This is a genomic window from Streptomyces sp. NPDC016459 (assembly GCF_040632845.1).
GTDB lineage: Bacteria > Actinomycetota > Actinomycetes > Streptomycetales > Streptomycetaceae > Streptomyces.
Window position 1 is genome coordinate 278,966 of record NZ_JBEYCR010000007.1, and the last position, 12,333, is coordinate 291,298.

Sequence of the window (12,333 nt, forward strand, 5' to 3'; positions counted from 1 at the left end):
GCGAGGGCGGGAGGCATGCCATGCGGATTCCGTTCGGAAGCCGGGAGCGGGCGCGGGAACGGGATCCCGGCCGGACCCGGACCGGGGGTCAGGGTTCCGGGCCGCGCCGGGGCCCGGCCCGGCCGCACGGTGGTGGCTCGGGCCACGACCCAGCGCGGGGGCGGCGCGGGGTCGCCCGTTCCCTGTGCGCCGTCGGCTGTGGTGCGCTGCCCGCGCTCGCCTTCCCCGCCCCCGGCCTGTGGTGGTGGGCGTATCTCTCGCTCGTCCCGTGGCTGCTCCTGATCCGTACGGCTCCGGGGGCGCGCCGTGCCGGGCTCGACGGCTGGCTGGGCGGTGTCGGTTTCGTGCTCGCCGTCCACCACTGGCTGCTGCCCAGCCTGCACCTCTTCCTGCTGCCGCTCGCCGCCTTGCTGGGTCTGTTGTGGCTGCCCTGGGGCCGGCTCGTACTGTCGCTGCTCGGCGGTTCGCCGTCGCCGTCACGGGCCGCCGCGGCCCTGCTGGCGGTGCCGTCCGGCTGGCTGCTGATCGAGCTGGTCCGTTCCTGGGAGGGTCTCGGCGGCCCGTGGGGACTGCTGGGGGCGAGCCAGTGGGAGGTGCCGACGGCGCTGCGGCTCGCCTCGGTCGGCGGGGTCTGGCTGGTAAGCCTGCTCGTGGTGGCGGTCAACACCGCCGTGGTCCTGCTCCTCGCGGCGCCGGGGCCGCGTGCCGTCGGGGTCGCGGGGCTCACGGCCTGTGCGCTGGTCGCGGGCACCGCCGCCTGGGGCGTCGGTGCGCCGGGCGAGCGCGGGACGGTGCGGGTGGCCCTCGTACAGCCGGGGGTGTACGGCGGTCCTGACGGACCCGAGCGGCGGCTGGCCCGGGCCGAGGAGCTGACCCGTTCGCTCGCGGGGCAGCGGCTCGACCTGGTCGTCTGGGGCGAGAGCGGCGTGGGCGTCGATCCGGCGGGGCGTCCCGAACTCGCCGCCCGGCTGACCGCCCTGGCGCGGGCGGTCGACGCCCCGCTCCTCGTGAACGTGGACGCCCGCCGCGCCGACCGGCCTGGCATCTTCAAGAGCGCCGTCCTGGTCGTGCCCACGGGGCTCACGGGAGAGCGCTACGACAAGATGCGGCTCGTTCCCTTCGGCGAGTACGTCCCGGCACGTGAGGTCCTGGGCTGGGTGACCTCGGTCGGCAAGGCGGCCCAGGAGGACCGGCGGCGGGGTACGGCGCCGGTCGTGATGACGCTGCCCGCGTCCGGCTCCGACGGGGGCCGGGGCCTGCGGGTCGGGCCGCTGATCTGTTTCGAGTCCGCCTTCCCCGACATGGGCCGGCGTCTCGTGAGGGACGGTGCCGGGCTCCTGGTCGTCCAGTCGGCGACCAGCACCTTCCAGGAGAGCTGGGCGCCGGCCCAGCACGCCTCCCTGGCCGCGTTGCGGGCGGCGGAGACGGGCCGGCCGGTCGTCCACGCGACCCTCACCGCGTACGGTCCGGACGGGCGCCGGGTCGGTCCTGTCCTCGGTACGGACGCGAGCGCCGTCGCCGTCCGCGAGTTGCCGCTCGCGGCGACGACGACGGGCTATGTCCGGTGGGGCGACTGGCCGTTGTACGGTGCGCTCGTCGTGGTGGGGGCGGTGTGCGCCGCCGAGGGCGCGGGGGCCTTCAGGAGGCCTGGGCCAGGGCCTCGCGTACGACGCGCTCGCACAGGTCGTGGGTGAGCAGGGCGTCCCGCGCGCTGAGGACCCGCCCGTCGCGTACGGCGTCGAGGAAGACGAGGACGGCCTGCTCGATGCCGCGCTGGCGGGCCACCGGCACCCAGTCGCCGCGCCGCCGCAGGGTCGGCTGGCCCTTGTGGTCGACGACGTCGGCCAGGTTGAGGACCCGGCGCTTGGTGTCCTGGCCCGAGACCTCCAGGATCTCCTCGGTGGAGCCGTTCATCCGGTTCATCATGCCGATGGCGGTGAATCCGTCGCCGGAGAGCTGGAGCACGACGTGGTGCATGAGCCCGTCGCGGACCCGGGCCCGTACGTCCACGTGGTCGACCTCGCCCGGGAGCAGGAACCGCAGGGTGTCGACGACGTGGATGAAGTCGTCGAGGACGAGCGTGCGGGGGTCCTCGGGCAGGCCGACCCGGTTCTTCTGCAGCAGGATCAGCTCGCGCGGGTGCTCGACGCACTGGGCGTAGGAGGGCGCGAGGCGCCGGTTGAAGCCGACGGTGAGGGAGACCGACCGCTTCTCGGCGAGTTCCACGAGCCGCTCGGACTCCGCGTACTCGTAGGCGAGGGGCTTGTCGACGTACGTGGGGACGCCCGCTTCGAGGAGGCGGCCGACGATCTCGGCGTGGACGGCGGTCGGCGCGTGGACGAAGGCCGCGTCGAGTCCGGCGGCGAGCAGCGAGTCGAGGTCGCGGTGGCGCTGGGCGGCCGGCAGGTGGAGGGTGTCGGCGACCCGGTCGAGGGTGGCGGCGGTGCGGGTCTGGAGGTGGAGTTCGACCCCGGGGAGGGTGGCGAGGACGGGGAGGTACGCCTTCTGCGCGATGTCGCCGAGTCCGATGCAGCCAACCTTCACGGGGTCTCCCTTGTCGTGTCCGGCGGCCCGCTCTCGTGGGCCGTTCGCGCTGGTCAGCTTACGCGGGGGGTGTGGGCCACCGGCGGGTGCCAGTCGGCGATGCCGTCGAAGCCGCGCAGGGCGAGTCGGGGCCCGAAGCGGGCGACGGCGCCGACGAGCGTGGAGCGCAGGGCCACGGCGGGACGGGCCGAGAGCATCGTGACCGCTCCGGTCCGGGCGGCCTTGCGGACGATGGCGGTGGTGCGCGGCAGACGGTCGGCGGTGTAGGCGGCGAGCGCGCTGCCGGGGGCGAAGCGGGGTGCGGAGCGGGCGTGGTGGGCGAGGACGACGGCGTCCTCGATGGCCTGGTTCCCGCCCTGGCCGAGGCTCGGCATCATCGCGTGGGCCGCGTCGCCCAGGAGGGCGACCCGGCCGCGGTGGAAGGCCGGCAGCGGGTCGGGCAGGTGGTGGACGTCGTGGCGCAGGACCTGGGCGGGGTCGACGGCGGCGAGGATCTCGGGGACCGGGTGGTGCCAGTCGCCGAAGAGGCGCAGGAGTTCGGCCTTCTCGTCGTCGGGGGCGCGGCCGCCGGCGGGGGCGGTGGCCATGGCGTACGCGTAGATCCGGCCGTCCTTGAGGGGCTGGGTGCCCCAGAGTCGTCCGGCTCCCCAGGTCTCGTGCGGGGCGAAGGGCCGGGCGGGGGCGGGGACGACGACCCGCCAGGTGGTGCAGCCGGTGTACCGGGTGCCGGGGTGCTGGGGGAAGAGCGCGTGCCGCAGCGCGGAGCGGATGCCGTCGGCGCCGACGACGAGTTCGGCCTCGGTCTCGCCCTGGGGGGTGGCGATGCGGGCGGGGCGGTGGTCGTCGCCGGGGTCGACGAGGGATGCCGCGGCCGCCGTGCGGACGGTTCCCTCGGGGAGGGCGGAGGTGAGGATGTCGACGAGGGTGGCGCGGTGGAGGAGGACCAGCGGCCCGCCGAAGCGCGCGGCGGCGGCTTCGGCGTTCGTACGGGCGAGCCAGCGGCCGTCGGGGACGCGTATGCCGCCGTCGCCCTGCCAGGCGGCGAGGTCGCGTACCTGGTCGCCGAGGCCGATGACGTCCAGGGCGCGCTGGGCGTTGGGGGCGAGGCCGATGCCGGCGCCGACGGGGGCGAGGTCGGCGGCGCGCTCCAGGACGGTGACCTGCCAGCCGTCGCGGTGAAGGGCGACGGCGGCGGTGAGCCCGCCGATGCCTGCTCCGACGACGACGGCGCGGTGCTGTTCCATGGGGGCTCCTCGGATCGGGAGACTACAGGTGTAGTACATCCGGCTCCCTGAACGTACTACAGATGTAGTCGGCCGGGTAGTAGGTTGTCCCGCATGAGCACCTCCGGCGATTCCGCCCTCTCCCGTGCCGAGCGGATCGGGGACGCCGCCCTCGACCTCCTCGTCGAGCGCGGCATGCGCGGCCTGACGCATCGCGCCGTGGACGAACGGGCGGGCTTGCCGCAGGGTTCGACGTCCAATCACGCGCGCACCCGGCAGGCCCTCCTGGAGACGGCCGTACGACGTCAGGTGCAGCTGGAGGAACGAGTCCTGACCCCCGACGCGCTGCCGGGCGGCGACGGGGGGAGTGACGCCCCCGTCGGCATCGGGGTCCTCGCGGACGTCCTCGCGCACGCCCTGCACCGCTATCTCACCGACCACCGCGCCCTGCTCGTCTCCCGCTACGAACTGGCCCTCGAAGCCACCCGCCGCCCCGAGCTCCGCGCCTTCTTCGACACCGCGGGAGCCGTGTTCCACGGCCCGTTGGCCGCGATGACGGCGGCCGCCGGCTCGACGGAGCCGGAGCGGCACGCGCTCTCCCTCATCGCCTGGTCCGAAGGGCTGATGTTCTCCTGCGCCGTCGGCTCCTTCCACTCCGCCGCGCCCGGCCTCGCGGAACTGCGTACCGGCATCGACGAGTTGCTGCGGGGCATGCTCGGCAGCCCGCCCGCCGGGGGGTGAGAAAGCGGTGGCACGACCGGTGCCGATGGGGGACGATGCCGCGCATGACCACCGAACGCACCGAATCCGTGCCCCGCGTCGACCCGTCCACCACCTCGGGCGAGCGCGAGGCACTGGAGCAGTGGCTCGACTTCCACCGCGTCACCCTCGCGCAGAAGTGCGAGGGGCTCGACGACGCCCAGCTGCGCACCCCCTCCGCCGCTCCCTCCGACCTCAACCTGCTGGGCCTCGTCCGCCACATGGCCGAGGTCGAGCGCGGCTGGTTCCGCCGCGTCCTGGCCGGCGAGAAGGCCCCGTGGATCTACTCGACCGACGAGGACCGCGACCGGGACATCCACACCACGGACGAGGACACCTACGAGGAGGCCTACGCCACCTGGCAGGCCGAGATCGCCCACGCCCGCACCCTGGCCGCGCCGCGCGGCCTCGACGACCTGGGCGACGGCGAGCACCGCACCGGGCGGACCTTCAACCTCCGCTGGATCTACCTCCACATGATCGAGGAGTACGCCCGCCACAACGGCCACGCGGACCTCATCAGGGAGCGGATCGACGGCACGACCGGGGACTGAGCGGGTCAAGTCCGGTCCCGCGGCGGCACCCGTGCGGGGCATTCCCCAGCGGTAGGGACGCGGAGATCACCGCGGGACCAGCAGAGTTGCGCGGGTGCATGGAACCCGAACCACAGCGAAGATCCTGGCCGGGGCGGCCGTGGCCGCCCTCGCGGGCTGCGTCTCGGTGGACGCCCCGCCGACGGCGCCCGCTCCCGCACCCGCAGCGGAGACCGTACGCCCACCCCAGGACGTGGCCCCGCAGATCGTCGAGGGCCCGGCCCGGGAGGCCCTCGAAGCGGCGCTGCCCGCTCCCCCGCCGTCCGCCGCGCCCCGCGCGGCGCCCACGTCGGACGTACGCCGGCGCGCGGCGGCGCCCCCGGCCCGAGCCGAGGTGCGCCGCCCCGAGGCCGTACCGCGCGGGCGTGATCGCGAACACGAACGCCCGCGCGTCCCGGCCCGGCCGGCGCTCCCCGAACTGCCGGAACTGACCGGACTGCCGAAGGAGGCACCGGTGTCACGGGCGGACGTCTGCGCACTGGGCGAGCGGTACGGAGGCTGGGCGCCCGGCAGCGATCCGTCGAGGATCTGCCACGGCACGTACGGCCGCTGAGCGGTCCCCGCTCTCCTCACTCCCCGCTCTCCTCACTCCCCGCTCTCCTCACTCCTCGCTTCTCCTCACTCCGCGCGGAGTCGCCGCTCCAGGCGCTCGATGGCGGCCCGCACCCCGTTCCCGTAGCCGTCGTCGTCCAGGTGGTCCGAAGCCGTGCGGGCCCGGTCCAGATGGACGCGGGCGGCGTCGAACTGCTGGAGCTTCACATAGTCGGCGGCGAGGTTGAGGTGGAGCGAGGGGTACAGCGCCCGGAGCGCGACGGCCGATCCGTGGGCGGCGAGCCGCTCCTCCGCGAAGCCCTCGGCCGCGCTCAGGGCCCGGAGGTCCCAGGCCAGCTCGGTGTCGACGTCGTCCTGGGCGTCCGCCATGTAGTGCGCGAGGGTGCAGCGGTGCAGGGGGTCACCGTCGGGGCCGATCTGCTGCCACAGGAGACCGAAGCGGTTGCGGGCCTCCTCGCGGTCGCCGCCGTGGAGCAGCATCATCGCCTGCCCGATCCTCGTCATGACCCCGTCGTCCGACACCTGCTGCTGCTCGGTCACCGCGCCTCCACCGCTCACCCACTGGGAGGGTCGACGCTAGCCGCCCCGGGCGCCGATCCGGGCGAGGCTCAGCCGAGGTCTGGGATGCGCCAGTCGATCGGCTCGTGTCCCTGGGCCGCGACGGCCGCGTCGATCTGGGTGAAGGGCTGCGATCCGAAGAACTTCTTCGCCGAGAGGGGCGAGGGATGGGCGCCCTTCACGACCACGTGCCGCTCCTCGTCGATGAGCGGCAGCTTCTTCTGCGCGTAGTTGCCCCAGAGGACGAAGACGGCGGGGTCGGGCCGCGAGGCGACGGCGGTGATGACCGCGTCCGTGAACTTCTCCCAGCCCTTGCCCTTGTGCGAGTTCGCCTCGCCGGAGCGGACCGTCAGCACGGCGTTGAGCAGGAGGACGCCCTGCTCGGCCCACGGCATCAGATAGCCGTTGTCCGGGACGGGGTGACCGAGCTCGGCCTGCATCTCCTTGTAGATGTTGCGCAAGGAAGGCGGGGTCTTCACCCCGGGCCGGACCGAGAAGCAGAGGCCGTGCCCCTGCCCCTCACCGTGGTAGGGGTCCTGACCGAGGATCAGCACCTTCACCTTGTCGTAGGGCGTGGCGTCGAGGGCGGCGAAGACCTCGTCCTTCGGAGGGAAGACCGGCCCCCGGGCGCGCTCCTGCTCGACGAACTCGGTGAGCTGCGCGAAGTACGGCTTGCGCAGCTCCTCACCGAGAACGTCCCGCCAGGACTCGGGCAGCATGCTGGTGTCGGTCACGGTCAACAACCTCCGGTGGACGTTCCTGTTTCTCCGTCCCCGAACCTATCGGGGGCCACTGACAGTGGCCCCCGCAGGCCGTCTCCTACCAGCTGGCCCGGCGGTGCAGCTGCCAGAGCTGCATGACCGTCTGCGGGTCGAGGGCGACCTCGCCGCCGCCGATGTCCTCACGGGCCGCGATGTACAGCTTGCCCTGCCACAGCGGCAGCAGCCGGACGTCCTGGACCATGATCTCCTGGGCCTCGACGAACTCGTCCGCGACGGCCCCGCGGTCGCTCTCGCGGCGGGACTTCGGGAGCAGCTCGCCGGTGATCCGGTTGCTCACGTAGGGCGTGCCGAGGACGTTCTCCGCGCCGATGAAGGGGGCGACGAAGTTGTCCGGGTCCGGGAAGTCGGGGAACCAGCCGCGCCCGAAGACCGGATAGTCGCCCTTCTGGTAGCCCGCCTGGAACTCCTTCCAGGGCTTGCCCTGCACGGTGACCTTGAAAAGGCCGGACTCCTCGAGCTGACGCTTGAGTTCCTTGAACTCGGCGGCCGTGGAGGAGCCGTAGCGGTCGGTCGTGTACCAGAAGGTCAGCTCGACGGGTTCGGTGATGTCCGCGTCGCGGAGGAGCTTCTTGGCCTTCGCGGCGCTCGGCGAGCCGAAGCGGTCGTAGAACTTGGTGGTGTGAGCCGCGATGCCCTTGGGAACCATCGAGTACAGGGGCTCGGCGGTGCCCTGGTAGACCTTGTTGACCAGTTCGTCGCGGTCGACGAGCTGGGCGATGGCCTTGCGGACGGCGGGCTTGGCGACCGAGGCGTCCTGGGTGTTGAAGACGAGGTAGCGGATGTCGGCGCCGGTCGACTCGACGAGCTGAAGGCCCTTGTTCTCGGGCTTGTCCTCCTGGAGTGCGACGACCTCCTCGGCGGTGAGGCCTCGGTAGGTGGCGTCGATCTCCTTCTTCTTCAGCGCGGCGACCATCGCGTCGGACTGCTCGAAGTACCGGATGGTCACGCCGCCGTTCTTACGGTCGGCGAAACCCTTGTACGTGGGGTTCTTGGTGAGTTCCGCGGACTCGCGCTCGGCGTACGAGTCGAGGACGTACGGCCCCGATCCGGTGACCTTGCCGTCCGTGCGGAGCTGGTCGGCCGGGTAGTCGGCCGGGTCCACGAGGGACATGGCCGGCGTGGCGAGGACGAACGGGAAGGTGGCGTCCGACTTGTTGAGCCGGAAGACGACGGTCCTGTCGCCGACGGTCTCGATCTTGTCGAGCGAGCCGAGCATCCCGTTGGGGCCGCCCTTGTGGTTGATCGTGCGGATGCGCTCGATCGAGTACTGCACGGCCTTGGCGTCCAGCTTGTGCCCGTTCGAGAACGTGAGGCCCTCGACGAGCTTGCACTCGAAGACCCTGCTGGCGGTGTCCGAGAACTTGCAGTCGGCGGCGTCCGAGGCCGGGACGGTACTTCCCGTCGGGAAACTCACCAGGGTCTGGAAGACATTCCGGAAAAGCTCCCAGGAATTGTCCCAGGCGGCGGCCGGATCAAGCGTGGTGGGAGAACTCGTCGTACCGATGACGAGCCTCTGATCCCCGGCGGAGTCACTGTCCGAGAAGACACTGCATCCGGACACCAGGGATATGGACACAAGGGCTGCAGCGGCCTGCAGACTGGTCCGGTTGAACACGTGCACGCTCCTCGTTCAGCCAGGGGTCGGCCGACGATACCGCAGCACCCCGCCAGGTCAACGTTCGAGTCTGACGGGGCACTTGAGGCATTCATTACTCAACCGGGCGCAATCCGGACACCAAAACCAGAAAGTGTCCGATTATCGGTCACGCTACTCCGGCGTTCAGGAAAATCCCGCCGTCGACGACGAGCGTCTGACCGGTGATCCACTCCGACTGCGAGGAGGTCAGGAAGGCGGCGGCGCCGCCGATGTCCTCGGGCTCGCCGAGCCGGCCGAGCGGATAGGCGGCGGCGGCCTCCGCCTCACGGCCCTCGTACAGAGCCTGCGCGAATTTCGTCTTCACGACGGCCGGGGCAATGGAATTGACCCGCACGAGCGGGGCGAATTCATGCGCCAATTGCAGGGTGAGATTGACCATCGCGGCCTTGCTCATGCCGTACGCGCCGATAAAGGGCGAGGCCGAGACTCCGGCGACCGAGGCGATGTTCACGATCGCTCCGCCGTGGTCCTTCTGCCAGGCGTGCCAGGTCCGCTGGGCGAAGCCGAGCGCGGACACCACGTTGGTCTCGAAGACCTTGCGGGCCACCCCGAGGTCGAGGTCGGCGATCGGCCCGAAGACCGGATTCGTACCCGCGTTGTTGATCAGGAAGTCCACTCGGCCGAAGCCGTCCATCGCGGCCTCGACGGCGGCGGCCTGGTGGGCCTCGTCATGGGCCTTGCCCGGGACGCCGATCGCCCGGTCGGCGCCGAGCCGCTCGACGGCCTCCTTGAGGGCCTCCTCACCGCGCCCGGTGATGACGACCCGGTCGCCGCGGGCGACGAGTGCCTCGGCGATGCCGTAACCGATGCCCCGGCTCGCGCCGGTGACGAGGGCGACCTTGCCGGACAGCTCCGGCCGTGCCTGTGCGGTCATGTGTGCCTTGCTCCTCTCGCTGCCGGTCGTCAGTTGAGCGGGCCGCCGGCCACGTACATGACCTGGCCGGAGATGAAGCCCGCGTCGTCGCCGGTGAAGAAGGCGATCGCGTGGGCGACGTCCTCGGGGTGGCCGACCCGCTGCACCGGGATCACGGAGGCGGCGGCCGCCTGGAACTCCTCGAAGCCCATGCCGACACGCTCGGCGGTCTGCGCGGTCATCTCGGTCACGATGAATCCCGGGGCGACGGCGTTGGCGGTGATGCCGAACTTGCCGAGCTCCTTGGCGAGGGTCTTGGTGAAGCCCTGGAGACCGGCCTTGACGGCCGCGTAGTTGGCCTGGCCGCGGTTGCCGAGCGCCGAGGAGGAGGAGAGCGAGACGATACGGCCGAAGCCGGCGTCCACCATGTGCTTCTGGCAGGCCTTCGCCATCAGGAAGGCACCCTTGAGGTGCACGTTCATGACGAGGTCCCAGTCCGCCTCGGACATCTTGAAGAGCAGGTTGTCGCGGAGGACACCCGCGTTGTTGACGAGGATCGTGGGCGCGCCGAGCTCGGCGGCGACCCGCGCGACGGCGGCCTCCACCTGGGCGCTGTCGGAGACGTCGCAGCCGACCGCGAGGGCGGTGCCGCCCGCGGCGGTGATCTTCTCGACGGTGTCCTTGCAGGCCGCCTCGTCGAGGTCGAGTACGGCGACGGCGCGGCCCTCGGCCGCGAGGCGGAGCGCGGTGGCAGCGCCGATTCCCCGTGCGGCACCCGTGACGACGGCTACGCGCTGCTCGGTGGTGGACATGCTTGGTTCTCCTCGCCCTTGGATCGTCCCTGGTCGCGGCCGAACCGGTCACCCGCTCCTGCGTCCCGCACATGAGCGACCGCTTAGTATCGTCCGCAGACGAGACGCTAGAAGCCCTGGCACCCGGTGTCAACGGCCCACCGGGTGCACCGGCTCACCCCGGCCCCCCGGCCCCCGGGAAGCGGGCACGCGTGCTCAGCGCACGAGCAGGTCGAGCAGCCGCTCGACCTCGGCCTCCGGGTCGGCGGTGAGGCCCGTGTGCACCGGACCCGGCTGGACCACCGTGGAACGCGGCGCGATCAGCCAGCGGAAGCGGCGACCCGCGTCGTCCCGCGCCGCCTGCCCCGCGGCGTCACCCCCCAGGCAGACCCCCTCGACCGCACGCAGCGCCGCCCGGACACCGGCCACGTCGGCCGCCGGGTCGAGCGCCGAGAGCTTCGCCTCGTCCAGGTGCGTACGGGCGGCGACGAAGGACCGGGCGCGGCAGTAGACGACCACTCCCGCGTTGACGTACTCACCGCGCTCGACCCGCGGCACCACGCGCAGCAGTGCGTACTCGAAGACATCGCGGTCGGTCACGGGGTGCTGTCCTTCTCGGTGGAGTGCGGCCGGGGCGCGAGGCGGTCGGCGAGCCAGCCGGGCGGCTGCTGGGGCCGGCTCGCGCTGCGGGGTCCGAGCGTGATCCGCTCGTGGATGGTGGCGGCGCGGGGCAGCAGCGCCTCGACATAGGCGGCGCGCACCTCGTCCGTGCTGCCGAAACCGGGCTCGTCGACGAGCCACTCGTCGGGTACGTCGGCGGCGACCGCGTCGAGCAGCTCGCGGGTGACGAGCGGCGCGAGTTCGGCGGCCGCGGCGGCGACGTCCGGCGAGAAGGGGGCGAGTGCGTGGTCTGACGCGTCGTACGGCTTGGCGGCGGAGGCCTGCGCGCCCGGCCAGTTGTGGTGCCAGATCATGGTGGCGCCGTGGTCGATGAGCCACAGGTCGCCGTGCCAGACGAGCATGTTCGGGTTGCGCCAGGACCGGTCGACGTTGTTGATGACGGCGTCGAACCAGACGACCTTTCCGGCCTCCACGGGGTCCACCTCGTACGCCAGCGGGTCGAAGCCCAGCGATCCGGGCAGGAAGTCCATCCCCAGGTTGAGCCCGCCGCTCGCCTTCAGCAGCTCCTGCACCTCCTGGTCGGGTTCGGAGAGCCCGATGACCGGGTCGAGCTGGATGGTGACGAGCTCCGGCACCCGCAGCCCGAGCCTGCGGGCGAGCTGCCCGCAGACGACCTCGGCGACCAGCGTCTTACGGCCCTGCCCGGCACCGGTGAACTTCATGACGTACGTGCCGAGATCGTCGGCCTCGACGATCCCGGGGAGCGAGCCGCCCTCACGCAAGGGCGTGACATAGCGGGTCGCTACTACCTCTTCCAACACTTTCCCAGGCCACCCATCTCTTCAGCCTTACCCTCCACGGACGATTTCTCCGGAGCGTAGAGGCAGGAATCACCGGTCAACGGCGCCGGGGAGAGTCCGGGGAGCTTCGGCCGGCGAGCCGGTCTCCCCGTTCCCCCAGCGGACCGTCGATGGTGCCGCGCCCCTTGCTGCCGGCTTCCGGCATGAAGTGAGCATAGTAACCGAGGGTGATCACCGGTGAGGAGTGCACGAGCCATCGGACCAGGTCACGACGGCCTCTCCGGCTTCCCACCCGATCGAGGCGCAGGTGTGCCGAAGCGCGTGGTGAGCAGCGGGGAAAACTTCCTCCTCCGCCGTACGAGTCGCGCGGATCGGCGTGGACGCCCGAACATCCCGTCGGCCGCGCCGGTGCGGCCGGCGTCAGCCGTCGTTGTGACCGTAGGTGCCGAGGATCTGCTCGGCGCTCACATCGAGAGCGTCCGAGATGCCGGTATCGGTGATCACCACGAATCGGCTCCAGCGAAGGCGCACAGGGGCGGGGGCGCGCTCTACAAGTCGGCCGCAGGTCGTTGTGCTCCAACGCGCCCACCCGCGCACCGA

Annotated in this window: 13 protein-coding genes and 1 pseudogene; 4 read left to right on the forward strand and 10 right to left on the reverse strand. The window is 72.0% G+C overall.

What is annotated here, in order from left to right; translation table 11 throughout:
• Positions 1 to 20 precede the first annotated feature (20 nt).
• Positions 21 to 1,694 (forward strand): apolipoprotein N-acyltransferase, encoded by a 1,674-nt coding sequence (gene lnt, locus ABZ567_RS19865; protein ID WP_360791541.1) that lies wholly within the window; start codon positions 21 to 23, stop codon positions 1,692 to 1,694.
• Here the strand turns inward: lnt and ABZ567_RS19870 are convergent.
• Both ABZ567_RS19870 and ABZ567_RS19875 read right to left on the reverse strand, forming a co-directional pair.
• Positions 1,639 to 2,544 carry a Gfo/Idh/MocA family oxidoreductase gene (locus tag ABZ567_RS19870; protein WP_360791544.1) on the reverse strand — a complete coding sequence of 302 codons (906 nt, stop codon included), beginning with the start codon at positions 2,542 to 2,544 and terminating at the stop codon, positions 1,639 to 1,641. The two genes, lnt and ABZ567_RS19870, sit on opposite strands and share 56 nt — an antisense overlap.
• Positions 2,545 to 2,597: 53 nt before the next feature.
• On the reverse strand, positions 2,598 to 3,788 hold the full coding sequence (locus ABZ567_RS19875) for an FAD-dependent monooxygenase (RefSeq protein ID WP_360791546.1): 1,191 nt from the start codon (positions 3,786 to 3,788) through the stop codon (positions 2,598 to 2,600).
• A gap of 93 nt (positions 3,789 to 3,881) precedes the next feature.
• On the opposite strand from ABZ567_RS19875, the gene ABZ567_RS19880 reads away from it, so the two are divergent.
• From ABZ567_RS19880 to ABZ567_RS19890, 3 genes are all read left to right on the forward strand, one after another.
• Complete coding sequence (locus tag ABZ567_RS19880; protein WP_360791547.1) at positions 3,882 to 4,508, forward strand: TetR/AcrR family transcriptional regulator; 627 nt, start codon at positions 3,882 to 3,884, stop codon at positions 4,506 to 4,508.
• Positions 4,509 to 4,552: 44 nt separating this feature from the next.
• On the forward strand, positions 4,553 to 5,080 hold the full coding sequence (locus tag ABZ567_RS19885) for a DinB family protein (RefSeq protein ID WP_360791550.1): 528 nt from the start codon (positions 4,553 to 4,555) through the stop codon (positions 5,078 to 5,080).
• Positions 5,081 to 5,174: 94 nt separating this feature from the next.
• A complete protein-coding gene (locus ABZ567_RS19890; protein ID WP_360791553.1) occupies positions 5,175 to 5,672 on the forward strand; it encodes a hypothetical protein in 498 nt (165 codons plus the stop codon).
• A gap of 65 nt (positions 5,673 to 5,737) precedes the next feature.
• On the opposite strand, the gene ABZ567_RS19895 is transcribed toward ABZ567_RS19890, so the two are convergent.
• The 8 genes and pseudogenes from ABZ567_RS19895 to ABZ567_RS19930 all read right to left on the reverse strand — a co-directional run.
• Positions 5,738 to 6,211 carry a hypothetical protein gene (locus ABZ567_RS19895; protein ID WP_360791556.1) on the reverse strand — a complete coding sequence of 158 codons (474 nt, stop codon included), beginning with the start codon at positions 6,209 to 6,211 and terminating at the stop codon, positions 5,738 to 5,740.
• A gap of 68 nt (positions 6,212 to 6,279) precedes the next feature.
• Positions 6,280 to 6,963, reverse strand: coding sequence for a uracil-DNA glycosylase (gene ung / locus ABZ567_RS19900; RefSeq protein WP_360791559.1), 684 nt, complete (start codon positions 6,961 to 6,963; stop codon positions 6,280 to 6,282).
• 85 nt (positions 6,964 to 7,048) lie between these two features.
• Positions 7,049 to 8,626, reverse strand: a complete 1,578-nt coding sequence (locus ABZ567_RS19905) for an ABC transporter substrate-binding protein (RefSeq protein ID WP_360791561.1) — start codon at positions 8,624 to 8,626, stop codon at positions 7,049 to 7,051.
• A gap of 148 nt (positions 8,627 to 8,774) precedes the next feature.
• Entirely contained in the window at positions 8,775 to 9,542 is a 768-nt protein-coding gene (locus ABZ567_RS19910) for an SDR family oxidoreductase (protein ID WP_360791563.1), read from the reverse strand.
• 29 nt (positions 9,543 to 9,571) lie between these two features.
• The gene (fabG, locus tag ABZ567_RS19915; protein ID WP_360791566.1) at positions 9,572 to 10,333 is read right to left on the reverse strand and encodes a 3-oxoacyl-ACP reductase FabG; all 762 of its coding nucleotides are present in this window, start codon (positions 10,331 to 10,333) and stop codon (positions 9,572 to 9,574) included.
• A gap of 195 nt (positions 10,334 to 10,528) precedes the next feature.
• A complete protein-coding gene (locus ABZ567_RS19920; protein WP_360791569.1) occupies positions 10,529 to 10,912 on the reverse strand; it encodes a DUF3037 domain-containing protein in 384 nt (127 codons plus the stop codon).
• Complete coding sequence (locus ABZ567_RS19925) at positions 10,909 to 11,754, reverse strand: HipA family kinase (RefSeq protein WP_360791572.1); 846 nt, start codon at positions 11,752 to 11,754, stop codon at positions 10,909 to 10,911. Before ABZ567_RS19925 ends, ABZ567_RS19920 begins: the two co-directional genes overlap by 4 nt.
• A gap of 76 nt (positions 11,755 to 11,830) precedes the next feature.
• Positions 11,831 to 12,057, reverse strand: a pseudogene (locus ABZ567_RS19930) (site-specific integrase); the annotation flags it as partial.
• Positions 12,058 to 12,333 lie beyond the last annotated feature (276 nt).

Excerpts from the sequence above, each read along its gene's own strand:
- lnt (WP_360791541.1), top strand. The coding sequence starts at position 21 with ATGCGGATTCCGTTCGGAAGCCGGGAGCGGGCGCGGGAACGGGATCCC.
- ABZ567_RS19875 (WP_360791546.1), bottom strand. The coding sequence starts at position 3,788 with ATGGAACAGCACCGCGCCGTCGTCGTCGGAGCAGGCATCGGCGGGCTC.
- ABZ567_RS19880 (WP_360791547.1), top strand. The coding sequence starts at position 3,882 with ATGAGCACCTCCGGCGATTCCGCCCTCTCCCGTGCCGAGCGGATCGGG.
- ABZ567_RS19885 (WP_360791550.1), top strand. The coding sequence starts at position 4,553 with ATGACCACCGAACGCACCGAATCCGTGCCCCGCGTCGACCCGTCCACC.
- ABZ567_RS19910 (WP_360791563.1), bottom strand. The coding sequence starts at position 9,542 with ATGACCGCACAGGCACGGCCGGAGCTGTCCGGCAAGGTCGCCCTCGTC.
- fabG (WP_360791566.1), bottom strand. The coding sequence starts at position 10,333 with ATGTCCACCACCGAGCAGCGCGTAGCCGTCGTCACGGGTGCCGCACGG.